The 25,772-nt window shown below is 34.6% G+C and carries 20 protein-coding genes and 1 other RNA gene; 8 read left to right on the forward strand and 13 right to left on the reverse strand.

All coding sequences use genetic code 11. The annotated features are described in order from the left end of the window. Positions 1 to 59: 59 nt before the first annotated feature. Positions 60 to 1,106, reverse strand: a complete 1,047-nt coding sequence (locus tag C8D70_RS09190; RefSeq protein WP_228408009.1) for a helix-turn-helix domain-containing protein — start codon at positions 1,104 to 1,106, stop codon at positions 60 to 62. A gap of 195 nt (positions 1,107 to 1,301) precedes the next feature. Between C8D70_RS09190 and C8D70_RS09195 the strand changes: the two genes are divergently transcribed. The 6 genes from C8D70_RS09195 (at position 1,302) to rpoN (ending at position 8,795) form a co-directional block, all read left to right on the forward strand. Continuing rightward, on the forward strand, positions 1,302 to 1,949 hold the full coding sequence (locus tag C8D70_RS09195) for a hypothetical protein (RefSeq protein ID WP_110367117.1): 648 nt from the start codon (positions 1,302 to 1,304) through the stop codon (positions 1,947 to 1,949). Then, on the forward strand, positions 1,946 to 2,410 hold the full coding sequence (locus C8D70_RS09200) for a hypothetical protein (protein ID WP_136523199.1): 465 nt from the start codon (positions 1,946 to 1,948) through the stop codon (positions 2,408 to 2,410). The genes C8D70_RS09195 and C8D70_RS09200 overlap by 4 nt, the downstream gene beginning before the upstream one ends. A gap of 29 nt (positions 2,411 to 2,439) precedes the next feature. After that, on the forward strand, positions 2,440 to 3,078 hold the full coding sequence (locus tag C8D70_RS09205; protein ID WP_110367119.1) for a hypothetical protein: 639 nt from the start codon (positions 2,440 to 2,442) through the stop codon (positions 3,076 to 3,078). Between the two features lie 178 nt (positions 3,079 to 3,256). Further along, positions 3,257 to 4,978 (forward strand): helix-turn-helix domain-containing protein, encoded by a 1,722-nt coding sequence (locus tag C8D70_RS09210; protein WP_168802050.1) that lies wholly within the window; start codon positions 3,257 to 3,259, stop codon positions 4,976 to 4,978. A 745-nt stretch (positions 4,979 to 5,723) separates the two neighbouring features. After that, positions 5,724 to 7,172, forward strand: coding sequence for an asparagine--tRNA ligase (gene asnS / locus C8D70_RS09215; protein WP_076596316.1), 1,449 nt, complete (start codon positions 5,724 to 5,726; stop codon positions 7,170 to 7,172). 159 nt (positions 7,173 to 7,331) lie between these two features. Beyond that, positions 7,332 to 8,795 (forward strand): RNA polymerase factor sigma-54, encoded by a 1,464-nt coding sequence (gene rpoN, locus C8D70_RS09220; protein WP_076596315.1) that lies wholly within the window; start codon positions 7,332 to 7,334, stop codon positions 8,793 to 8,795. Between the two features lie 71 nt (positions 8,796 to 8,866). On the opposite strand, the gene C8D70_RS09225 is transcribed toward rpoN, so the two are convergent. The 10 genes from C8D70_RS09225 to C8D70_RS09270 all read right to left on the reverse strand — a co-directional run bounded on the left by C8D70_RS09225 (position 8,867) and on the right by C8D70_RS09270 (position 20,724). Then, positions 8,867 to 9,238: a hypothetical protein gene (locus C8D70_RS09225; protein ID WP_076596314.1), complete on the reverse strand. Its 372-nt coding sequence runs from the start codon at positions 9,236 to 9,238 to the stop codon at positions 8,867 to 8,869. Positions 9,239 to 9,253: 15 nt separating this feature from the next. Then, on the reverse strand, positions 9,254 to 10,489 hold the full coding sequence (locus C8D70_RS09230; protein ID WP_110367121.1) for a DUF6625 family protein: 1,236 nt from the start codon (positions 10,487 to 10,489) through the stop codon (positions 9,254 to 9,256). Between the two features lies 1 nt (position 10,490). After that, positions 10,491 to 13,541 carry a lantibiotic dehydratase gene (locus C8D70_RS09235; RefSeq protein ID WP_110367122.1) on the reverse strand — a complete coding sequence of 1,017 codons (3,051 nt, stop codon included), beginning with the start codon at positions 13,539 to 13,541 and terminating at the stop codon, positions 10,491 to 10,493. Next, positions 13,538 to 14,665, reverse strand: coding sequence for a lanthionine synthetase LanC family protein (locus C8D70_RS09240; protein ID WP_181416110.1), 1,128 nt, complete (start codon positions 14,663 to 14,665; stop codon positions 13,538 to 13,540). The genes C8D70_RS09235 and C8D70_RS09240 overlap by 4 nt, the downstream gene beginning before the upstream one ends. Before the next feature lie 19 nt (positions 14,666 to 14,684). Continuing rightward, positions 14,685 to 15,602, reverse strand: coding sequence for an LLM class flavin-dependent oxidoreductase (locus tag C8D70_RS09245; RefSeq protein WP_076596310.1), 918 nt, complete (start codon positions 15,600 to 15,602; stop codon positions 14,685 to 14,687). 68 nt (positions 15,603 to 15,670) lie between these two features. Next, positions 15,671 to 15,853, reverse strand: coding sequence for a class I lanthipeptide (locus C8D70_RS21320; RefSeq protein ID WP_076596309.1), 183 nt, complete (start codon positions 15,851 to 15,853; stop codon positions 15,671 to 15,673). A 66-nt stretch (positions 15,854 to 15,919) separates the two neighbouring features. After that, positions 15,920 to 17,548: an alpha/beta fold hydrolase gene (locus C8D70_RS09255; RefSeq protein ID WP_076596308.1), complete on the reverse strand. Its 1,629-nt coding sequence runs from the start codon at positions 17,546 to 17,548 to the stop codon at positions 15,920 to 15,922. Between the two features lie 330 nt (positions 17,549 to 17,878). Further along, entirely contained in the window at positions 17,879 to 19,507 is a 1,629-nt protein-coding gene (locus tag C8D70_RS09260) for an AMP-binding protein (protein WP_076596307.1), read from the reverse strand. 58 nt (positions 19,508 to 19,565) lie between these two features. After that, the gene (locus C8D70_RS09265) at positions 19,566 to 20,240 is read right to left on the reverse strand and encodes a beta-carotene 15,15'-monooxygenase (RefSeq protein WP_110367124.1); all 675 of its coding nucleotides are present in this window, start codon (positions 20,238 to 20,240) and stop codon (positions 19,566 to 19,568) included. Then, on the reverse strand, positions 20,233 to 20,724 hold the full coding sequence (locus C8D70_RS09270) for an RNA polymerase sigma factor (RefSeq protein WP_047378820.1): 492 nt from the start codon (positions 20,722 to 20,724) through the stop codon (positions 20,233 to 20,235). The genes C8D70_RS09265 and C8D70_RS09270 overlap by 8 nt, the downstream gene beginning before the upstream one ends. A gap of 245 nt (positions 20,725 to 20,969) precedes the next feature. Between C8D70_RS09270 and rnpB the strand changes: the two genes are divergently transcribed. Further along, positions 20,970 to 21,294, forward strand: an RNA gene (gene rnpB / locus C8D70_RS09275) — RNase P RNA component class A. Positions 21,295 to 21,389: 95 nt separating this feature from the next. Here rnpB and C8D70_RS09280 read toward each other — a convergent pair. Together C8D70_RS09280 and C8D70_RS09285 are read right to left on the reverse strand one after the other, a co-directional pair. Beyond that, the gene (locus C8D70_RS09280) at positions 21,390 to 22,259 is read right to left on the reverse strand and encodes a polyphosphate kinase 2 family protein (protein ID WP_110367125.1); all 870 of its coding nucleotides are present in this window, start codon (positions 22,257 to 22,259) and stop codon (positions 21,390 to 21,392) included. 305 nt (positions 22,260 to 22,564) lie between these two features. Further along, the gene (locus C8D70_RS09285) at positions 22,565 to 23,029 is read right to left on the reverse strand and encodes a DUF1573 domain-containing protein (protein WP_002977002.1); all 465 of its coding nucleotides are present in this window, start codon (positions 23,027 to 23,029) and stop codon (positions 22,565 to 22,567) included. A 128-nt stretch (positions 23,030 to 23,157) separates the two neighbouring features. Between C8D70_RS09285 and C8D70_RS09290 the strand changes: the two genes are divergently transcribed. Then, complete coding sequence (locus tag C8D70_RS09290; protein ID WP_110367126.1) at positions 23,158 to 25,770, forward strand: valine--tRNA ligase; 2,613 nt, start codon at positions 23,158 to 23,160, stop codon at positions 25,768 to 25,770. Positions 25,771 to 25,772: the final 2 nt, after the last annotated feature.

The following is a 25,772-nucleotide window of genomic DNA, read 5'->3' on the forward strand; positions in this document are numbered from 1 at the left end:
TTTAAAATACCCTTTTTCATAAAAATATCCCTCAAAAGTTCGTTAGCTATAGAAGGTCTTTATGATAAATTTTGTTTTAATCGGTCAATCTGGTCGTACATTTTATTGAAAAATATTTTTCTTTCCCTGTTTCCGGATTCATTCAGCGATCTGGAATTTTTGATCTGATGCTCAAAATAGCTCAGAGAATCCTCACACGTAATTTTATCATTGGTCATCATATATCCGAACATGCTGAAAGGTACAAAAAAGGAACATTGTTCTTCATTTTTAAATAAAATACTGTTATTTAAAATGACTAAATCATTCACATAGATCTGAAAATTAGTTTTTTCAAGTGTTTTGATTTCGAGCCCTTCCAGTAATTTTTTCAGATCTTCCAGAATAAGATCCACATCATTTTTCTTTAATAAACCCATTTCATAATAGAACGAAATTTGTCTTAAAGCACTCATAATGGTGGTGTCATTCCATATTTCCGTTACGTTTTGTTTATCATAAAGATCTTTCAGCATCTCGTTTTTTACAGAATGGTATTCCATCGTAAACTCATGAAACGGACTTAAAAACTTATCCTGGTTCAATAAATTCATCCAGACATAAAACTTGAAACGAGACAGCATTGAATCTGAAATAGTATAAAAAAACGGGATGTCTTTTGCAGAATAAAATACTTTGGAATTGGTGATGTTCTGAAAAACATTCAAAATTTTCAAAGAGTTCTCGAAATAATTTAAAAGATCTTCGGTGGTTTTTACAGGTTGCGTTCTTTTGACCACCAACTGATTTTCCGTTCCCAGAAACTGATCCAGAGAGATCTGATAATATTTGGCGAGTTCCAGAGCTTCCTCAAAACTGAACTTGGCTTTCATTGAAGTCCTTCTGTGAGCTGCATCATAGCTGATGTTAAGAATGTTGGCAATCTCATCATTTAAAGATTTCTCACCAATTTTTCTTCGGATTTCCTTCAATAAAGCTTCCTGGTGCATAGTTTTGTGATTTTCACAAATGTAGTATTTTTTGTGGAAAGAGTTGTTGATTTTCTGTTGAGAAGGACGGAAGCTTGAAGCTGCGAGAAGCGAAGTATCAGAGGTCGAAAAAATCAATAACAATTTAAAAGTAATTGGATTTATAATCACTATTACTATTGATCACTCAAAGTGACTTCCGGCTTCTTTCTTCCTGCTTCCAACCCCACGTTTTGCGATTTTCGCAAACAGAATGTTTTTTTTAATTTTTTTTCACATTCGAAACTGAGTCTTCTGCGGATAATTTTGATCTGTAATTTAAAATAACGAGTTATGAAAAAACGAATTTTATTAGTAGCAGGTCTTTTAATCAATAGTCTGGCTTATGCATCAGACAGTCTAAAATTAGATTCTTTGAAACCAAGACTGATTGCAGCTTCACCTTCAAAAAATGTGAGAAATGTCAATGGAGTTTTATTTAAATATTATGATGAGGAAGATCATTTTAAGCCTAAAAAAGTGAACGGATTAGGAATGGGTTTTAATGTGATGGGCATTTTTCTTCCACCACTCATGCTTTTTACTTTACAGCCTGATCATTGGAATCTTAATGATGATTATGTAATTGTTCCCCGTGAAAAAATGAATACCATTAACGGACTGCAGCTATCGCTCATCAATATGGAACCTACGGTAACCAATGGACTGGAAATCAATGTTTCGAGTAATATCAATACGTATGCTGTGACGAATGGGATGTCTGTTTCTCCGTTTTTTAATCTGCATCATGAGATGAAAGGTGTTTCTGTAGCGCCATTGGCCAATATCGGGCAGAAATGCCGGGGAATACAGATCGGTTTGTACAATCAATGTAAAGATTTCAGAGGAATACAAATTGGAGGATGGAATGAGAATGGAAGAAGAAAGCTTCCTCTGATCAACTGGAATTTTAAGAAACAAAAAGTAGATAAAACGCTATGAGAAGGTTTGTTATCATTACAGTACTATTTCTTTGTGGCTTTATGAAGGCTCAATTTGAAGAAGTTAAAGAAAAAAAATGGCTGGTCATTCTTCTCAGTACCAGAATTGAAGGAACTTCAATGGATAATAAAGCATTTTTGTCCATAGGAACAAAACTGACTGATGGGGATAAGAATTACTACAGCTTAAGAGGTCATTTTAACTGGTGGGATGAAAGAAAACTACTGGTCATTCCGGAGTTTGATTATTTCAGAAAAGTTGTTTCGTTCCGGGACGGTGCCGAAGTATCCTCTTTGTATGCGGGCGCAGGAGTTTCGCCTTATGCGGTTTCACCCAAAGCGGGAATCAGTTTTTATCATTTCTTTTGTGCAGAATTCGGGTACAACTTTGAATATCATACGTATAAACCATTTCCCATTAAAGGATTTCGCTTCGGAATAGGAATTAACCTTGTCTTTTAAATGATTTTTAACTCATAAATAATTCAACTATGAAAAATTATAAACTTATATTATTTTCACTGATGCTGTCCGTCCGTATTTTTTCACAAAATACAGCAGTTGATACATTGAATACCCAAACAGAAGAACCTTTTGATTATAAAAAATATTATGACTGTGATTTTGGAGAAGGGAATGTTTTGATTGTCATTAAAAAAGGAAAAGAATTTACAGATCTGACAGATTTAAGAAAATCCGGGAAAGGTTTTGCCATTAAAATGGAAGCGATCTACAGTATGGAATTTTCGGATGGGAAAAGATATGAATCAAGTGTGGTGAAGAATATTACAAAGGACAGCCTTTCAATGACGAATTTTTTCAATGAAAATGCTGCCAGGCTTGCGGGAGAATCTTTTAAATTAATTACTTATCCACTTTCATCTTTGAAATATATCCGCTTTATTGATGACCGGATGCTATCACTGTACAGCAGGAAAAATATTCAGAAAAATTTTGATTTAATGGTGAAGAAAATGGATCAGGCGAAAATGTGTCCTGCAGTTATAGATTTTAAAGAAAGAAACGAAACTAAAGTCTGCCATTTTTATCTGACCTCTCAGGGATATGATCTTCTTTATGAAGATAAGGGAAGGGTATATTATATGGAAGGAAAAGTAGAGTGGAAGTGATTTTTTGAGAGAGTGTAATTTTACTATGTACTCTCTCTTTGTTGATTTATCATCATTGATTTTAACGAAAATATTGATTAATACATGGAAAAAAGCAAAAGGAGTGGTGCATCTACTGAAGAAAAATAATATTTTTGTAATATAGCCAGGATGAGTGATGAAATTAAAATATTTACTAATGTTATTGGTTATTGGAAATGTGTTTTTTCATGCACAGACCAATAATGCTGAAAAAAAAATTCCGGAAAAAAGGACTTATAAAGAATTGGAAGATGAATTCTATAAGGCTTTGCCCGGAGATACGAACCGTACAAAAAGTATTGCCGGTTCTTATCTTAAAAAGGCTAAATCTGAAAAAAATATGCCCCAGATTGCTGAGGGATATGTTATGATTCATTTTGAGGAAGATTTACCCAATGCATTAAAATACCTTGACAGCTTACAACGCATCACCAGAAATTCAAAAGAAAATATCTATCCGGCGAGAATCTATCTGTTAAGAGGAAACCTGTATCTTAAAACTAATAATCTCCAGGCTGCATTAAACAATTATATCCTGGGATTAAAATATGCAAAAGAAAAAGGAAATAAAAGGCAGATTGCTATGGCGCATACCAGTATTGCCTATCTTAATAATTATATCGGAAAACATGCCGAGACAGCAAAAGTTCTGAAACATTATGCCTATGATGCCGATTATATGAATCAGGATGAAAAGAATTCTCTGAAATTGAATCTGGCAGATGCCTATATAGAGATCAATAAAATGGATTCTGCTTATGCATTGATACAGGAAGGCTTATTGGATTCCAAAAAAAATAAAGATGTTTACCGTTATTATCAGAACCTTGGGCTGCTGGGATATTATCATCTGCATTTGAAAAACTATCAGAAAGCGATTAACGGTTTATTGAAGTGTGAAAAGTATTTCTTCACCAAAAATAATGGCAGTAAAAGAAACCATAATTATACCCTTCTGTATTTGGGGAAATCTTATGCAGGACTTCAGGAAAAAGAGAAAGCAGCAGAATTGTTTCGAAAGATTGATTCTTTGGTTCTTAAAACAAATTATATTTATCCAGAGCTGAGAGATGTATACACTTACCTGATTGATTATTATAAAGAAAATAATGATAAAGAAAAGCAGCTGTATTATGTAGACCGGTTTTTAAAGGTGGATCAGGTTCTGGATAATCAGTTCAGGTATATTTCCAGAGAACTTCCCAGAAGATATGATACTCCGGAGCTGCAGCAGGAGAAAGATGACATTACCAATGAGCTTACCAAAAGAAAAAGCCTTTTTTATATCGTGCTGAGCCTTTTGTTGATTTCACATTTGCTATTTATCAACGTTTATTTTAAATATAAAAAGTCTGAAAAGAACTATAAGAAGATCGCCCAGGACCTTATTCAATCCGTTAATGAAAACAGGGTAGGAAAAAACAATGACCGGGAAATGAATAAAGAAATTTCATCAGAACCTCTTGTCTCAGAAAGTCCAGAAAATCCAGAAGATAAAACATCCAGAACTATTTCTGAAGATATTGCCCGGAATATTTTACATGAACTTGAAATATTTGAAAGCAAAGATCAGTTTTTGAATAAAGGAATTACGTTGGGAAGTCTGGCAAAAAAAATAAAAACAAACTCAAAATACCTGTCAGAAATTATCAATACTTACAAAGGGAAAAACTTTGCAACCTATCTCAATGATCTTCGTATTGATTATGCCATCAGCAGATTGGCCAACGACAAAAAATTCAGGTCTTATAAAATTCCTTTTATTGCCGAAGAATTAGGATATAATAATGAGCAGGCTTTCACTTTAGCCTTCAAAAAACGAACGGGAACACCACTTTCTGTCTACTTGAAAGAAATTGAAAATATGTCTTTGGATTAAGTTTAATCTATTGTTTTTTAGTTGTTTATTGTTTATAAATTCATGTTTTTAGGTATATAAATTTATGAATCTATAAAGCATTCCCTTGTGTCATTCTTCCACTTCCTGCATCTTTGCTTCAGGTAAAAACACAACCATTTATTTTGTATGTGCACAATACAAGATATCAGTTCCAAAATGTTGATCATTTAAAAAAACAAGTCAGGAATTGTATCATAAAAATTATTAATGAAGAGGATGAAAACTAAAAAAGTAACCAATAAAACTAAAATATAAATAATGAAGAAATTGTTCAGAGTTTAAAGATGTAAAGTGTAGTGATCATTTAAAAATCATTAAACAATATAAATCCGGTGAATCCGCCACAGTTTAAAAGTATAGTATAGTCTAAAAATGGATGTAAGACCCGGTAATGACCACAAACGTATCACTTAAAAACTAATAACCATTTACAATAGACTAATTCCATGAAAACTCAGAATAAAATCATATTTTATTCTTTTAAAAGTGATTGTGTAAGTGTGTTCATTCCGGGTATTTCGGAGTTTATTGAAGTTCAGGATAATATTGAGTGGAAATGTACCTGAAAATGAAGAAGAGCCAGCAGAAGAAAAGGTGAATTTCCTGAACAGAAAGTTTAAATACTTGTTAAATGATTTTTAAAGACGGCGCAATCATCAAGTTGCGCTGTTTTTTTGTAACTTTGCAGACATTAATTTTTATATAAAAAATTTATCATCAACAAATGAAAAAGCAAACGATCAAAGAAGTCCTAAAGGATTACAAGAAAGTATTACATCATGACATTACAGTTTACGGATGGGTAAGATCCTTCCGTGCTAATCGCTTTATTGCGCTTAATGATGGTTCTACGATTAATAATTTGCAGATAGTTGTTGATTTCGAAAATTTTGATGAAGCCATCATCAAGAATATAAGTACAGCTTCTTCCCTGAAAGTAGTAGGAGAAGTGGTGGAAAGCCAGGGAGCAGGACAGTCTGTGGAAATTATCGCAAAAAAAATTATTATTTTAGGAGATAACTTTACGGAAGAACTTCAGAGTACAATTCTTCAGCCTAAGAAACACAGTCTTGAAAAACTTCGTGAGCAGGCTCACTTAAGATTCAGAACGAACCTTTTCGGAGCAGTATTCAGAGTACGTCACGCAGTAAGTTTTGCCGTTCATTCATTCTTCAACCAGAATCAGTTTTTCTATATCAATACACCGGTAATTACAGGAGCTGATGCAGAAGGAGCAGGTGAAATGTTTGGGGTAACCAACTTTGATCTGAATAACATGCCGAAAACTGAAGATGGTGAAATTGATTTTGCACAGGATTTCTTCGGTAAAAAAACAAACCTTACCGTTTCAGGACAACTTGAAGGAGAAACTGCTGCAATGGGATTGGGAAGAATCTATACATTCGGACCTACTTTCCGTGCTGAAAATTCTAACACCACAAGACACCTTGCAGAATTCTGGATGATTGAGCCGGAAGTGGCATTCAACAACCTTGAAGACAATATCGACCTTGCGGAAGATTTCTTAAAATATGTGATCCAGTATGTATTGGATAACTGTAAAGATGATCTTGAATTCTTAGACAACCGTTTTGCGGAAGAACAAAAGACAAAACCGGAAAAAGAAAGAGCAAAAGAAGGTCTTATCGAAAAACTTCAGAATGTTGTCGCTAAGCGTTTTAAGCGTGTAAGCTATACAGAAGCCATCGAAATTTTATTGAACTCTAAAGAAAACAAAAAAGGAAAATTTGCTTACCCGGTTGAAAAATGGGGAACAGACCTTCAGTCTGAGCATGAAAGATACCTTGTTGAAAAACACTTTGAAAGCCCGGTAGTATTATTTGACTATCCGAAAGAAATCAAAGCTTTCTATATGAAACTGAACGATGACAACAAAACCGTTGCCGCTATGGATGTTCTTTTCCCTGGTATCGGTGAGATCATTGGCGGATCAGAGAGAGAAGCAAGATTAGATGTTTTGAAACAGAAGATGGCAGATATGCACGTAGATGAACACGAGCTTTGGTGGTACCTTGATACCAGAAAATTCGGTTCTGTACCGCATGCAGGCTTTGGTTTAGGATTGGAAAGATTAGTTCTTTTCGTAACGGGAATGACGAACATCAGAGATGTAATCCCTTTCCCTAGAACGCCGAAAAGCGCTGAATTCTAGAACAATAAAAAAAGCCTTAATCACAAGTTAAGGCTTTTTTTATTATTTAATAGTTTATTATATTAAGATAAGTAATGCAAAAATCATGCTAAATGTGTTTTTTATCAAATAAATTTATTAAATTCGTAGAATATGTTATGTTAAAACGTAAATAAGAATATGCTTAAACAACACTTACAACTCAAATTAGGACAGAAGCTGGCCCCTCAGCAGATCCAGTTGATGAAGCTTATTCAGCTTCATACTCTTGAATTTGAAGAGGAGTTGGAAAGAGAGTTAGAAGAAAACCCAGCTTTGGAAATTGCGAAAGAAGATTCCAAGGAAGATGAGTATTCTTCTCTGGAAGATGCTTATCAGGATGAGGGTACAGAAAGCATTGAGACAGATTTCGACGTCAATGAATATATCTATGACGACGAACCAAGCTATAAAACCGCATCCAGCAACTACTCTCCGGATGATGAAGAATTTGATAACGAGAGTCTTTTAACGGAAGGACAGTCTTTATATGATTATCTTACAGAACAGATTCATTTGGTAAATATCAATGATGAAGATCTTAAGATTGCAGAATACCTTATCGGGAATCTAGATACAGACGGATATCTGAGAAGAGAGATTAAATCAATAGTTGATGATCTTGCTTTCTCACAGGGAATCTATACCACTAAAGAAAGAGTAGAGGATATCCTTGAAAATTATGTTCAGAAGCTGGATCCGCCAGGAGTAGGAGCAAGAGGTCTGCAGGAATGTCTTTTATTACAGATTGAAAAGAAAGTAAGCTCTGATAAAGCTGTTTCTTTGGCTGCCAATATTTTAAGACATCAGTTTGAAGCTTTAACCAATAAGCATTATAACAAGATCATTCAGAAATATGATATTGAAGAAGATGATCTTAAAGATGCTCTGGATGAAATCTCAAAATTATCTCCGAAAGTAGGAGGGAATTTTGATACCCAGACGATTACCATTAATCAGGAAATTATTCCGGACTTTGTGATTCAGGTGAAAGACGGGCAGGTAGTTCCTATGCTGAACAGCAAGAATGCACCTACATTAAGAGTGTCCGAAGAATATAAAGATATCCTGACCACCTATTCCCATGATAAAAACTCATCGGAACACAAGCAGGCAGCTTTATTTATCAAACAGAAGCTGGATGCTGCAAAATGGTATATTGATGCCATTAACCAGCGTCAGAATACATTATTACAGACGATTACAGCCATTGTAAAGTTCCAGAAGGATTATTTCATTACCGGAGACGAAAAGTCGCTGAAACCAATGATTCTAAAAGATGTTGCTGATATTACAGGTTTTGATATTTCTACCATTTCAAGGGTGGTAAAAAGTAAGTATGCAGATACTCCTAACGGTATTGTATATTTAAAAGATCTGTTCTCAGACAGCTTAACGAATGATGATGGAGAAGAGGTTTCTACCAAAGAGATCAAAACCCATCTTCAGGAAGTTATCAGCAAAGAAAATAAGAGAAAGCCGCTTACAGATGATGCATTAGTGGTGATTCTGAAGGAACAGGGGTATAATATTGCCAGAAGAACGATTGCAAAATATCGTGAACAGCTCAATATTCCTGTCGCAAGATTAAGAAAAGAACTTTAAGTTGATAAAAATAAAAAAGGTGAATAGATCTATTCACCTTTTTTATTGTATTTTAAATTCATCTGATACGCCTAAGAAATCAGAAATATATTGTCACTTATTCTTCTAAACAGACTGAATGTATTGACCTGTTTTCCATATTCTTTGCTTTCCCAATGTATTTTTCCATCTTTATAATCATTCAACAGGACAAAAATTCCTCCATTGATCTTTAAGAAAGCAATAGCGGGAAAGCTCAGTTCTTCAATATCTTCCCACTCGTCCAGCCTTATTACCATTGCCTCAATATCAAAATCATTTTGTAGTATATTGTAAAAGCTAAAAAAGTTATAATCTTCCAGCGGTAGGGTATAGTCTTTTATTTTTCCTGCTTTTTTATGCTGCTGTACAAATTTCTTCAACAAAAAATTAAAGGACAGGAGATACTCATATTTTGCAATCATAAATGCTGAAGTTTTTTAATAAATATAGTAGGCATTTTCTGTGATGTGATTCTTGATATTCTTTATGCTTATTTTATAGGGGATATTTTCTTCGTTTTTATAATGAAAATCAATCGTACTGATATTCTTTTTACTTATCCCTATCCATTGATTGCCCTTAAGCTTATAAAGAGAAAACTGATTGTAATAGAGTGCGTTTTCACTTTCGTTAATAATGATCAGTTTATTTTTGTCTTGCGGATAAAAGGTAATATGGGTTTTTCCGATCTTGTAAGACTGTTCTTCCAGAAAATTCACATGTTGTTTTTGGTTGTAAGCAAGAAGCCTGGATTTCCAAAATAAAAATCTGTAACGGGTATTGGTTATTCTACTCTCTATTTTTCTTCTGATCTTTTTTAAAGGATAAGATATTTTGTTAGATTTATAATGAATTCCCTGTGGAGAAATTGAAAAATTGCCTTTTGCTTCAAAAGGATCTATAAAGAAATACGGATTATCCTTAAGATTGATAAGGTGAATCAGCAGGTATTGTTTTTCCGTTACGGTATTGAAAATATTACCTTCTACCCAGTGATGGGTTACATTGGAATAAACAAACTCCTGAACGATGTTTTTATGATAATATTTAATTTCCTTTTGAAGTTCCAGCTTCCTTACAACAAGAGTGAAACTTTCAATTTCAGTTTGGATCTCAGTAATATCTTTGGTATAAACAAGATTAAACTCAAAGTTACATTCATCAAAACAGAAATGACGTGTATTCTGTAGAATATGCGCATAATCTTTGCTCTGTTTGAAAAGATTAATGCACTGTTCATTATTTTTCAACAGGGTGAAGAATCCCGCAGGGTAATTTTTGTGGGGTGAAATAACATCATATTTTTTCAATAATTTCTCTGTGATAAAATACCGGATATTCCCGAAAATAATATCAATGTCACAATATCCCCAAAAGTCGTATTCCTTTAAATAATCCTGAAAAATTAATCCATAAGCAGGTTTAAAATCACACAATTTATAACCATCCAGAATGTTGATGGATAAATCCAGCTTTTCGCTTGCTATTGCACTGAATTCAGCAAGACTACTGATCTTTATAAAATGAACATTCGGTAGATGAAAAGGCGCTTCCAGGTTGGTAAATAATAAAAAATCAACATCCGGATTGTATTTGCAGCTGTATAAAAAATGGTTGAAATACTCAGGCCAGCTTTTGCCAAAATAACAGTTTATTAATGCGATTCTGGTCATCTTACATCAGTTTTTTTATATTCAGTAATGAGTCATAGCTTTTGTGTAAGAAGTAGTATAAAACAGACTCATGGATATTCGGTTTTGAAGCAAATATTCTGTTGATAAACATATGAATATAGCTTACTACTAATGATTTTACCATTTGCTGAGACTGTAGTTCCTTTACTTCAGCAATATAACGGGCTGTTTTTTTAGATCTTATATCCAGGATCTTTGAGAACTCATCTTTACCTGCCAAAAGTTCCAGGGTTTGATGTCTGTGATCTCTGTATTTATCTTTTAATGTCTGTTTAGAATTGTCATCAAGCATACTTCCGTATCCATTGGCAAGTTGATTCAGAATGTCCCTTTTTTCTGTCATGTTATAACCGAAATCATCAAGAATACGGTTGATTCCGGCAACGGCAGCTTTCCAGATGGGAGTTTCAGTGTATTCGGCTTCTTTCAGTAACTGGCAGACGCATTCACTGTCAAAGTAAAAAATACTTTCCATCTGGTCTATTGTGGTTTCACCATATCGCTCAATCTCCCTGTTGTAGGTGTCCAGAACAATTTTATGGATAATCATTTCCCGGGTCAGATATTTGTCAAGCAACTGATAAATCTGGCTAGAAAGAATATGATCTTGTGAAGTTGTCAGAAATCTTATTCTGATGTGCATGTCCGGATCACTGTAACGTATGAAGAACCATTTTTTTATAATTCCTTTTTTAGCAAGTCCACTGGCAAATTTATAGAGGGTATCTTTAATAATCTGATCCGAAACCTTTGTGCTGCAATAGATTTTGTAGAAAAGCCACTCACTTCCCGGAACAAAATTTCGGGTCACTGTATTTTTTACAGGGAAAAGGGTTAGTTTATCTTTCTTTTTGCTGCTGAAATTATTCCATGGGATAAGGAATTCATTGCTGTGATGATTTCCGTTAGCATCCTTAGTAACAGTTTTGTATTGACTGGAAAGGTTTTCCAAAACTCTTATCTGTTTTTCTTTTGATAAATGGTCAAAAAGTATTTCCAGAGAAAGAGGATTGTTTGTAAATACAGGAAGTTCCATGTCTTTTTCTGTGAAAACACAGATTTCAGGAATATTTTTCTCCTTTAAATACTCTTTGAAAACCTGAATAGAAGCTTTTTTTCCATTGAAAATTTTATCATAATCCAACAACCACGATGCTCTGGACAGAATCACATTATTGATCATTATTCTGGGCAGATATTCATAATTAACAAACATACCCCAGTTCCAGTTATAGGAAGGCGTTGTGTGCTGGTACTGAAGATCACATAGAAAATGATACATCGGTACTTTATGCAGGTTATAATTATGTGCAGATGAAAGACTTGGAATAACTTCTTTATTATATTTTTTAGAACGCAGAACAATTCTGTCATTTTTCACAGAAATCATAATGTCATTCAGATAAATAGGCTCGCCATCAGTATTGTGGAGGTTGATGATTGGTATTTCATACTTTCTCAGATGAGGTCTGATTGTAATATTTCCAACTCTTGGCTGCGGATTGTGTACCACTTCAGCAATGATCTGCCCGTCAAAGAAAGACTCTTCTTCTGACAGTGCATTTTTTACTGATGCCTCCAACTGATCATCCATATGACAAAAACGTCCCAGGTAGGTAGAAGATGAAGGTCCGTCACTGTATTTATGGAAAATAACAGGTTTTCCTTCCTGATCTTCATAGATATGGACCAATGAAGACATTGAAAAAGGAATGTTTTTATTCTCTTCTAAAAAGGGAGAAACTTCTTCTTGTATAATCTGTATTACATCTTCATTATTTTTTAGGGCATTAATGAGCTTTTCTCCTAAAAACTGATTCCATTTCAAAGATCCCTGAATAATGTTGGTGGTATTTTCAGACTTAAACTGAATTCCGTCTGTCAAATTAGAATTTTCATTATCCGAATGTAAAGGATAGCTGATACCTGAGAGCGGATCAAGAGCCAATAGTATCGGAATTTCCTGCTGATCATATCTTGCGATGAATTCCTTTTTAAAATTATCCAGAGCGTCAATAGTATCTGCAGCTCCAATCTGAAAGACTGTAGAAAGTACTTTTTTAAAGTCCTTAAAAATATTTTTATCTAGTGTATTGGATGTTTTCCCTTTCAGTAAGTCTGTCTGAAGGATATTCTTTTTGTGATTTTTAATCCCGATTGAGGTTAATATCTCAGAAATCTGATCAACAGAAAGAAATGTACTATTGGTTTCGTTAGCTTTCTGTACAATTTCAAAGATAGTAATCAGGCTTTGGATCAGTTCTGCAGTCTCTTTGTTTTCTTCATCCGCTGGAATTTTCAAATCTTTTAAAAACTGATAGATAAAATTCTGAAAATTCTTGTCAGTAACCTTTGGTGAAAGTTCAGTGACAAGAATTTTTGAATCTATCAATTCGTTGATATAGTCGAAACTGTCTTCATAAGAAATTTCCTGATTAACTAATATTTCTATGATTTCTGAAAGCGTTAAACCATCCTGACAGGCTTTTATGATTGAATTCAGATATTTGTTTTTCTCGGTAGAAATAATCTCATACTTCAACCCTGAATCCTTGATGGTAGGCTCAATATAACGGTATTTATTTTTAATGCTGTAGATGGTATTGTTGGTATAGAATTTACAAACTTTTCTCACCTGCATATTTTCTTCCAGCTTTACCGTAATATCATGCAAAAGCTGCATATCCAGTCTTGCAAATATTTTATCCTGGTCTTTATCCAGGGTAATATGAGTACTGTCACTCCATTCGCCCATACTTACACCGGCATTGGTGCCGAAAGGGATGGTTCTGAAATGAGTTCTCAGCCAATATTTTAACAGAGATTTTTTTATTTTATCCGCTTTTTCTTTGGACAATTTTTTTTCGTCCAGGTTGATAAGCTGTTCATATAAATCCGGTGATGATAAATAAATGGTATTACGGAAACTTTCTGTATGGATGTCCTCTTCCCACTGATCAATGTTTTTCTGTGGAAGAAGAGGGGTTCTCAGCAGGTAAAAGTTAAGTTTTTCTATATCGTTGTATTTCATCCTATGTTCATTAAATAAATTTTGTCCCAATCTTTGGCTTTATCGGGATACTGATAATCCAGCAATACCATTCCTACTCCGGAAATACCTTCCAGAAGTCCTGTATGTTCTGCCCACTCGTCATTCTTAAGATCGAAAGGAAATTTTGCTCCTTTATCCAGTTGTTGTAAGGTTAGAGACATCCAGTAATCGTGAGCCTTTTTTAGTTCTTCATTTTGAAATATCCTGTGGAATTTATTGAATATATGAGAAATTCCAGATGTTCCGTGGCATATTCCCGTGTCTATACACTCATTTTTTTGACTATAAAAAACCCCGGATCTGTCTGCTTTTACTTTTGTTAAATTCAAAATCATCGAGTGGCACATCGTTTTCAGCTCCTCATCCTGTAAAACGGTGTAAGCTTTCCAGATGCTTATTGCAACTCCTAAATCACCATAGCACCATGCAAGTCTTTCCGATAACTGTTTCTCTCCTGTGGCGATATTGAGTTTTGAAGGAAATATGAATTGTGCATCTTTATTTTCTTCATAAAGTTCCTTTAGAAAGTTGACACTTCCCCTGATCAGTTTTGCACATGTTTCCTTCTCACAGTCTTTATGATAGCATTCGGCTAAAAAGGATATGATAGAAGGCTGGCCGTGAGCAAGACCAAGGTCAATGATATTGTCTTCTTTTACTATATGATCAATCCAGAAAAAGGATTGGTTTCTTTCATGTTTTAAATGGTCTATGTGAGACACTATTTTTGCAACGGCATCCAGTTTTTGAATTTCAAGAAAATAGATTCCTAACCCAATCAGACCTGTGAATAAATCGTACTCTTTTTTGTCTGCAGCGGCAGAAAGCAGTTCCAGGAAAAATTCAATAGAATCTTCTTCTATGCTTTCAATGTCTTCATCCGTAATAATATTGGAATTATGCAGAAGTCTCATGAAGTAGATGATGGCTAAGCTTCCGGTAGCAAATGATGAATAAGAAGCTTCTGACGCCATGTCAATAAGATCCTCAATTTTTTCAATCTCAACATCATTGTTGTAAAATAATGAATAATACCCGTTTCCCAGACTAAACGTAATATTTTCACCTTTGTCTTCATTACATTTTTCTGAAATTTGGGTCAAAAAAAAGTCAATTTTATCTTTATACATACTGGCTTAATATTTCAATAGCTGTTAAGGAATCTTTGTGTGATCTCGAGATATTATTAAACATAAATTCATTATATCCGTAGAGTTCTTTAAATTCCAGCAGTTTTTCCTGAAAGAAACTTCCGTCTCCTACAAGGCTTATGTTGCTTATATCGTTGTTGGTACTTTTTTTAGCAACGTTGATCGCCTTTTGTTTTGTTTTATGACAGCAACCTGAAAAAGTAAGGACCATTGATGGTTCTTTCCCATATTTTGCTTTGTATTCTGTTCTGAAATTTTGTAATTCTTCTTTCAGATACTCTTTGTTTGATTCTCCATGAAATATGGATCGTGCAAAATTAAGATCATGCTCTAAAGCCACTTTTAAACCTGAATGTGAAGATCCCATATACCATACATCCGGAATATTTCCTTTGTAAGGAGGAATAATTAAATCTTTTTTGAGAAATTCACTTTCATCTCTTAAAAAGCTTAACGTAGATTCCAGTTTGGGAAGAAATGATGAGAAATAATTATCTTTATCTACATCCACATTAAAATATTTAAGATCATATTCACCAACGAGACCTTTAACAAACCCGAGGTCTAATCTTTTGGGATATAAACTGGATAACAGCTTATAATTGTGAGCCACTCTGAAAGGGCTTTGTAAGGGTAAAATAACTCCTGCAATTCCTATTTTTATTTTTTCTGTTAAGCCTAATAAGATGGGAATCAGCATTTCAGGAGTAGACCAGGCCATGTCATGTGCTTTTGAAAAATAGTTTTCAGTAACCCAAAACCTTGAGAAACCGAGTTCATCCGCTCTTGTAGCATAGTCAATGATATCGTATAATGATTTCTTAGAATTGTTGAGCGAGTTTTCTCTTATGCCAAATTCTAAAAGGCCTATTTTTAATTTATTTGCCATAATAGAGCTATTAAAAGCAGCTACCCCTTACGGAGTAGCTACAGTTTTTATAAAATGTTTCTGATTTACTAAGCAGGACAAACGCAAAGGTTAGTAGATCTGCTGCTTCCAGCAGTACATGTCCAGTGTGAACAATCAAAAACAGATGTTACTAGCTCTTTTCCAGCTTTTACTGATTTCATTTCTTCAGAGTTTAATTGAGATAACTTCTCTTTTTTAAGAGTTAACTTTTTTGTAAGCTTTTTGCTCATGGTTTAAAAAATTTTAATTTGTACCTACTCGTTAGCTTTTCGGTTTCCGCTTTATTATCAATTAAATTATATTTTTAAGAATTTGATGATTGACTTATTAAGTATGTCTGGTTTCTCAAACGGAATATAATGGGATGCATCAGGAACGATCAATAGCTGTGAATTTGGTAGGGTACTATTGATTAATTTCGTGTGTTCTTCTTTGATTACGTCATTGCTCCCAGCAATAACCAAAACAGGGTTTTTAATGGTTTTCAGCTGATCTGTCTCTATATGAGGCTGCTGAACCATCAGTTTTATTAATCTTTGGTTAGGAGCATCCTTTATTTCAAGTTGCTTTTTAAACATATCCAGGGTTTTAGTTTCTATACCTTCCGGATTGAGATTAGCTCCAATAACGATCAATTTATTAACTAATTCAGGATGATTAATAGTAAATAATAAACCTGTAATTCCACCATCACTCCATCCTACAATATTGAATTTGTTAATGTTAAGTTCTTTTGTTACTGCAAGTAAGTCATCAGAAAACTTTTCATAAGTATAATCTTCCGTGGAAAGATCTGTACTTCTTCCTTGTCCTCTTGTATCTAATACAATTACTTTGAATTGTTTTGCCAAATCAGGAATCTGATTATAGAAATCTGATATACTGCCATTGTTCCCATGAAGCAGTACAAGTGGTTCTCCACTTCCATATTCTTCATAGTATATTTTAGCATTTTTGAGATCAATATACTTTCCGGATTTATTTTTTCCATACATAGTTTTCTTGGCCTGCTCTTTATTGTTATAATAATCAACAAGCGTTTGATCTTCAGTGTTATTAACTGTTTGGCTTATATTCTTCGGAGTGTTTTCATTTTTATCTTTTATATAATTAATATCAATATTAGAGATAAAACTTCCTTTACTAGCTTCCCATTTTCCCTGACTTTGATAGCGGAGCAGCAGATCATTAGATAATGTTTTTTTTGCAGAGATTCCAAATACGAAGTCTACATTATCCTGAGGTACGCTTTCAACAAGCTGTAGGGTAATTGCCACTTGATCAAGGCCCGTGTAAATTAATTTATATTTTTGTAGATCAATGGTTTGCCAGCCTGTAGTGCTCGTTTTGAATATAATATTTTCATAAAGTAGAGATTGCTGTGGTAAATTATCCTTTACAGAATATATATTAAGCTTTAAAGTAATTTCCTTGAATTTAGAACTCGGAATAATAAAAAAATTATAGCTATTAAGTTTTGTCCACTTATAAATGTTGAATATTTGTCCCTGCTCTATGGTTGGAACATTTTTATCAAACATTTTAGAGAAGGTAAGCATAGGTCTTTTTGTATTGCCCAGTGCTTCATTTTTTGTTTTTTTTCCTGTTATACTAATTTCCGGAATAACATTAATCTTTTTGCCTAATTTGATATGTGCATCTGTGGTTATTTCTTGTACAGTAACTTTTTTATCGTTATAGCCATTAGATTCAAATATGATATAGTCACTTTTTTTTGCATGTTCGGGGATATCTATTGCATAGTTACCATTAACATCGGTAATTGTGCTGGTATTTAGATTCTCCAGATTTATGGAGCAGTAAGAAATAGCTTGATTGCTTTCATCGGTAACTTTCCCTGAGATTTTTTGAGAGTAAAGGTTTATACTAAGCAAAAGGACACCTAGTACCGATAGAATTTTCATGAGTTAGTTTTTTTGTAAATATATTATTTTATTTCATATTAATCACATGACAAGGAAAAAAAATAAAAAAAAATTTACCAAATATTCTTTTTATTTATCGTATTTACTGTTTTTTTTAGTTTATTTCAAAAAATACACATTAAATTTTCAGTAAAATTAAATTTCTGCAATGCTCTTGTTTTCTGTGTTTTTCACATGCTGGTGTGTTAAATAACTCTATTTTTTTAAAAAAAATAGAGTTATTGATTTCTGGTTGGTGAAAATGAAGCTCATTGATAAGAAGAGGAAGTTAAAATTATTGATTGGAGCTTTTAATTATACTACACAATCTTAGTGATTACTTTTTACATGATCCAATCCCAGCTCCTTCATAGAAATCTCCCGCATTTCAACCTTTCTTATTTTTCCGGAAATAGTCATGGGGAATTCATCTACAAATTTCCAGTATTTCGGTATTTTATAATGAGCAATTCTTCCTTTGCAGTATTCCTGCAGCTCTTCTGCGCTGATGGTAAATCCTTTTCTCACTTTTACCCAGGCCATCACTTCTTCCCCCAATTTTTCACTGGGAATACCAATGATCTGAACATCCAGAATGTTGGTGTAAGTATATAAAAAATCTTCAATTTCTTTAGGCGAAATGTTTTCTCCACCCCGGATGATGAGGTCTTTTATTCTTCCTGAAATGGTAATATAGCCGTCTTTGTCCATTACTGCCATATCTCCGGTGTGCATCCAGCGCGCATCATCCAAAACTTTTTTTGTATTTTCGGGATCATTCCAGTATTTCAGCATGACAGAGTAGCCTCTTGTACAGAGTTCACCATGTTCTCCACGCTGAAGAGTTCTGCCATTTTCATCCACAATTTTTATTTCAAGATGATCCTGAACGGTTCCTACAGTACTGACCTGTTTTTCCAGCGGTGTTCCTATTAAAGTCTGAGTAGATACAGGTGAAGTTTCTGTCATTCCATAGCAGATACTCATTTCTTTAATATTCATCAGGCTTTCCACTTTCTTCATAATTTCCGGAGGACATACGGAACCAGCCATAACACCGGTTCTCAAACTTGAAAAATCATAGGTGTCAAAATCTTTTACTGCCAGTTCAGCAATAAACATAGTGGGTACTCCATACAAGGAAGTACATTTTTCATCCGAAACAGCTTTTAAGGTAATCTCCGGATCAAAACTATCATTGGGGATTACCATACAGGCTCCATGAGCTGTACAGCATATATTTCCGATCACCATCCCAAAACAGTGGTAAAAGGGTACAGGAATGCAGACACGGTCTTTCTCAGTATATTTTAGTCTGATCCCTATAAAATAACCGTTATTGAGAATATTATGATGGGAAAGTGTGACACCTTTCGGAAAACCGGTCGTTCCGGAAGTATACTGGATATTAACAGGATCGTCAAACTGTACATGCTCTTCAAAACTGTGAAGCACTTCATCTGAAATTTCCTGCCCGTTATTCACAAAGTATTCCCAGTTTTCATCAAAGAATATTTCGTGCTCAAGGGTTGGACATACTTCTTTTGCATATTCAACCATCTCTTTATAATTGCTGGTTTTAAAGCTTAAAGAAGAGAAAATAAAACGGACTTCAGACTGATTGAGTACGTATGTCAGTTCATGAGTTCTGTAGGCTGGATTGATATTCACTAAAATAGTTCCTATTCTTGCCGTTGCATACTGTAAAAGTACCCATTCATAACGGTTGGAAGACCAGATTCCGATTCTGTCTCCCGCTTTTGCTCCTAAAAATAATAAAGCTTTTGCAACAGCTGTAGTCTGATTGTAAAATTCCTGATAAGTAGCTCTGTAATTCTGATGAACGCAGACTAATGCTTCCTGGTGGGGGTGTTTTTCGACAGTACTTTTAAGATTGGCTCCAATAGTCTGTCCTAATAATGAAACCTCAGAAGTTCCATATACATAAGATAAGGGCATAGTTTAAGATTTGGTGGGATAAAATTAACAATTATATCCCGAACTATGCCTATGTATACTAATTTTCCTGAGAATCTATTTCTTTAAGCTGTTTTAGATTTTTATCAAGCTTTTTAATAATAGTGCCATATACCAGTCTGTAATAAAGCCAGATCATAGAAATCGCAAGCAATGTGCTTACTGCTATTCCAACAATAATAATCGTAAGATTGGAACCACTAGGCTCTATATTCTGAGAATCTAGTATATAAAAGATAAAAGCAACCAATACAAAAGTGAATATTAACAATAATACGATGCTGATGAGAATAAAAGCATTGACTGTTGTTTTGAATTTAATAATTCGGGTGATAAGACCCTTCAGATTTTCTTCAATTTTGATTCTTCGGTAATTCTGGTAAAATTTTAATACAAAATATGCTGTGATCAATAAACTTAAGACCTTGATAGCTAAATAAGCATAACCGAAGTTGTTTTCTACTTCAGGAGCTTCCTGAGCACCTAATCTTTCAAGCATTTTGCGGAAGCTGTCTGATTCCTCTTCAGGGAAAAAGAAAAACAGTCCCAATACTGAAAAGAACAGTAATTCTACGACGCTGATCCAGAAAATATATTTTACATAGTTTCGTGACTTTCTATTCAACATCTGAAGAATCTCAGTGTTGTCATATTTATGCTGTACAGGTTGTTCCTGCCATGTTTTCTTAAAGCTATCTAAATCAAATTCAGGCATATTTTTCCATCTGTTCTTTAAGGGTTTTCTTTAATCTGTTCATTTTCACGCGTGCATTGACTTCAGTGATTCCGAGGTTTTCTGCGATGTCCTTGTAAGGCAGATCGTCAAGATACATCATGACAATGGCTCTTTCCACATTAGGAAGAGTCTTGATTACAGTATACAAAAGTGATACCTGCTGCTGTTTTTCATCATCATCTTCCACAAAATCCTTGTGGTTGACGTCCAGCTCATTCGTAGGAAGGCTTTTGCTTTTTTTTCTAAAAAGAGTAATGGCTGTATTGAGCGCTACACGATACATCCATGTGGAAATTTTAGAATTTCCTTTGAAGGAATCATAACTTCTCCAGAGCTGTAACACGATTTCCTGGAAGAGATCCTCTTCATCTTCCAGAGAATTGGTATAGAGGCGCGATACTTTAATAATCAGTCCCTGATTATCTTTGATAAGCTGCGCAAATTCTTTTTCTCTGGAATCCATAGATATATAATGGCACGAAGATAATAATAAAGTAGTAATTAGTGAAAATTATAATAAGAAATCGTAAAAAGGTTAAATAGCAGAATAGCGGATAGCTGCTCAGGTTTTAGAATATTAATTCGTATTTTCATTAAAAAAGAAAAGAAAGATATTTACCAATCAATACCATTTACAGAGAGCTAAAACCCGGTAGTCATTTCTCTATTTATCTTTTTTACCACAAAATTTATGTACCTTTGCATCCGCGAGAAAATCGGCTTGTTGATTTCCCGTTTTACGGGAGGTAGGAAAGTCCGGACACCATAGAGCAGCAAAGCGGATAACATCCGTCACCCGTGAGGGTAGGACAAGTGCAACAGAAAGCAGGTACAGTTCGGCTGTAGTGAAACCAGGTAAACTCTTTGCGGTGCAATGATAAGTATATCGGTTCTTTTCAGTAATGAAAATAGGGGCGGCTCGTCCTGAAAGCCGAGGGGTAATCAGCTCAAGTGTTGCAGCAATGTAATACGTAGATAAATAACAGGCACTTTTTCGGAAGTACAGAATCCGGCTTATAGATTTTCTCGTGATTTTTTAAAAGCTGGAAGTCAGAGGCTGGAAGAGTGAAGTTTTTTAACGTAATGATTGTAAACCTCCATCTTCAAGCCTCTAAATTTCAACCTAGTTTATTCACTTTCCAACTGTTTTTTAGATTCCTGTAATTCCTGTCTGTCTTTATCTGAAAGAGAGGGATATTTAAGATTCATTTTCTCCAAAGTATCAATAATGATCTGAATAGCGGCTACTCTTGCGAACCACTTATTGTCTGCAGGAAGCACATACCAGGGTGCGTTATCTTTGGATGTTTCGTTGATAGCGGTTTCATACGCCTCCATGTATTGTTCAAATAAGGCTCTTTCCGGAAGATCTCCAGCAGAGAATTTCCAGTTTTTTTCCTGCTCATCTATTCTGTCCAAAAGTCTTTTTTTCTGTTCATTCTTAGAAACATTTAAAAAGATCTTCACAACAGTTGTTCCGTTTTGTGAAAGATGTTTTTCAAAATTCCGGATACTTTCATACCTGTTTTCCCAGAATTTGCTGTCAAAATCTTTTACGGAAGACCATGTTTTTTCGCTCAGATTATATTCAGGATGCACCTTGCATACCAGAACGCTTTCATAATGAGAGCGGTTGAAAATTCCTATCATTCCTTTCTGTGGCAGGGCAAGGTAATGTCTCCATAAAAAATCATGAGAATATTCTTTGGAGCTTGGTGTTTTAAAACTGGTTACATTACATCCCTGAGGATTCACTCCTCCGAAAACATGCTCTATCATACTGTCTTTTCCTGCTGCATCCATAGCCTGCAATACAACCAGCAAAGACTTGCTTCCGTCGGCATATAATTTTTCCTGCAGCTCACGAAGTTTTTCTTTTTCCTGAATCAGCATTTGCTCTCCCTCTTCTTTAGTGAGCTTTCCATTATAAGACGTTGATGCTTTTTTTATCGAAAATTTTCCGTTTACCTTAAAGTTATCTGAGAAATCGGTGTCCATATTTTTTTTATTTAAAGATAAAAGTAAAAAGATAAAAGTAAAAAGATAAAAGTAAAAAGATAAAAGTAAAAAGATAAAAGTAAAAAGATAAAAGTGAAGATGTTATTACAATTCGATAGGGGTGAGCTTTAGCCCAGCCATTTAAAAAAGATCCGAAGGCTTCAGCCAAACCCTGAATAATATATTTGATAAACGTCAATACATTTACTGCCACCTATTACCTGTCATCTGCCACCTAATCAAACATAAATGTAATAAAAAAACCGCCTCCATGGAGACGGTTCTTTTATTTTTTTGAGTAGAGCTTACTTCGCAGCAGCCTTTTTTGCAAGTTTTGCAGCTTTTTTCTCAGCTTTAGCAGCTTCTTTCTGCTCAGCAGGAGTTAACACTTTTGGCTCAGGAGCGTTAGCATCTACGTTACCTTTGATGTAGATTACACTTCTGTTGTTTGCAGGATCATTAGAGAAAACCTCAATCATTTTGTTGAAAGGGCCAGGAATAGCTGTATTGTATCCCACCTTAATTTTCGCAGACTTTCCGGGCATGATAGGATCCTGGCTGAATTCAGGAGTTGTACATCCACAAGAAGGCTTTACATTGGAAAGAATCAAAGGCTTATCACCAGAGTTCGTTACAGTAAAGAATCTTGTACCATCAGCATTAGGCTTAATAGTTCCGTAATCGAAAGTCGTTTTATCAAATGTAATGGTTTGTGCAGATGCCAGAGCAAAAGTCCCGAATAATGCAATTCCTGCAATTAATTTTTTCATATTCTTGAATGTTAATACGTTTGTTAGATAATTTTTGTGAAACAAAGTTAAAAATTATTTTAATTCATGCTTAAAAATTTTTTTCTTTAGACTATTTTTGCAAATTGCAAGCCAAAGAAATAGAATTTATGCAGATTTCAGAAAAGTACAATCCACAGGAAACAGAACAAAAATGGTACAATTACTGGTTGGAAAACAAATTTTTCCACTCAGAACCTAATGACAAACCACCATATACCATAGTGATTCCTCCTCCAAACGTAACGGGGATACTACACATGGGACATATGTTGAACAATACCATTCAGGATGTTCTGGTCCGTCGTGCAAGAATGCGCGGTTTTAATGCTTGTTGGATACCGGGAACAGATCACGCTTCAATTGCTACTGAAGCCAAAGTTGTTGCTAAACTGAAGTCTGAAGGAGTCAGTAAGTCAGATATTACCCGTGAGGAGTTTTTAACCCACGCATGGGACTGGACCAATAAATATGGAGGAACTATCCTTGAGCAGCTGAAAAAGCTGGGATGTTCATGTGATTGGGACAGAACCAGATTCACTATGGAAGACAAACTTTCCCAGCAGGTTATCAAAAGTTTTGTAGATCTTTATAATAAAGGACTCATCTACAGAGGGTACAGAATGGTCAACTGGGATCCGGAAGCGAAAACCAATATCTCTGACGAAGAAGTAATATTTAAAGAACAAAACGGAAAATTATATTTCCTTAAATATAAAATCGAAGGATCTGAAGAATTTCTTTCGGTTGCTACTACGCGTCCTGAAACTATTTTTGGGGATACAGCGGTATGTATCAATCCGAATGATGAAAGATATGCTCACCTGAAAGGTAAAAATGTAATCGTACCCATCGTTGACAGAGTAATCCCAATCATTGAAGATGAATATGTGGATATTGAATTCGGAACAGGAGCTTTGAAAATTACTCCTGCTCACGATATCAATGACTACGAAATCGGACAGAAACATCAATTAAAAATGATTGATGCGCTGGATGATGACGGAAACCTTAACGAGCATGGTCTACATTATGCAGGAAAAAACAGATTTGATGTAAGAAAACAAATCGCTAAAGAACTTGAAGAAAAAGATCTTTTACTGAAAGCTGAAGACTATGTCAATAAAGTAGGAACTTCTGAGAGAACAGGTGCTGTTATTGAACCTAAAGTTTCAGTACAGTGGTTCCTTAAAATGTCTGAAATTGCTAAGCCTGCTCTGGATGTAGTAATGGATGATGAGGTTAAGTTTTATCCTGAAAAGTTTAAAAATACCTATAAGCACTGGATGGAGAACATCCGTGACTGGAATATTTCCCGTCAGCTTTGGTGGGGACAGCAGATTCCTGCTTATTACTATGGGGAAGGAGAAAATGATTTTGTAGTTGCTGAAGATAAGCATCAGGCTCTTGTAGTATTAGAAGAACAAAAAGGAATTATTGCTAATCTTGAAGATTTAAGACAAGATGATGATGCATTAGACACATGGTTCTCCTCATGGCTGTGGCCAATGTCTGTATTTGACGGATTACTTGATCCTGAAAATAAAGATATCAACTATTATTATCCAACCTCTGATTTGGTAACAGGTCCGGATATTATTTTCTTCTGGGTAGCCAGAATGATCATGGCCGGGTTGGAATACAGAAAAGAAGTTCCGTTCAAGAATGTTTATTTTACAGGAATTGTAAGAGATAAGCAGAGAAGAAAGATGTCTAAATCTCTAGGAAACTCTCCTGATCCTATTGAATTAATGGAAAAATATGGAGCTGATGGAGTACGTGTAGGAATTCTATTGAGTTCTGCGGCTGGAAATGACCTTCTTTTTGATGAAGATCTGATGCTTCAGGGAAGAAACTTCATGACGAAGATCTGGAATGCATTCCGTCTGATCAATATGTGGAATCATGAAGATAAGCCGGCTGTTGCTACAGATAACCAAGCTATTGAGTGGTTTGAAAATAAACTGAACAAAACAATCGTTGAAATTAATGATCAGTTCGAGAAATTCAGAATTTCTGATGCATTGCATTTGATCTATAAATTAATTTGGGATGATTTTTGCGGTTGGTATCTTGAAGCGATCAAACCTAACTATGGAGAAGGAATCTCTAAAGAAGTGTATAACAAAACAATATATTTCTTTGAAGAGCTGATGAAGTTACTTCATCCGTTCATGCCTTTCCTGACAGAAGAACTATGGCAGACTATCTCAGATAGAAGTATTGATGAGGCTTTAGTAATCGCTCAACAGAAAGAAGCAGGAGCGTTTGATGAGACAATTATTAAAAACTTTGAAACGGCAGCAGAGTTGATTTCAGGAGTTAGAAATTACCGTCAGACAAAAGGAATATCACCAAGAGAAGCGGTTGAGGTTTATACCAATGCATCTGAATTTGCCAATGAAGCTGTAGTAAGAAAGCTTGCTAATGTTTCTGATATCCATTTTGGACAGAAAACTGATAAGCCGAGTTTTACCTTCCTGGTAGGAGCAACTGAAGTTTCTATTCCATTAAGTGAAAACTTAGATTTGGCAGAAGAAAAAACTAAAACTGAAGAAGAATTGAAATATTTAAAAGGATTCTTGATTTCAGTAGATAAAAAACTTTCCAATGAGAAGTTTGTTGCCAATGCTAAGCCGGAAATTGTTGAGGTAGAGCGTAAGAAACAAAAAGATGCTCAGGATAAGATTGCGATCCTTGAAGAGAAACTGAAAAGTTTGTAAAG

Source organism: Chryseobacterium sp. CBTAP 102 (assembly GCF_003201365.1).
GTDB classification, from domain to species: domain Bacteria; phylum Bacteroidota; class Bacteroidia; order Flavobacteriales; family Weeksellaceae; genus Chryseobacterium; species Chryseobacterium candidae.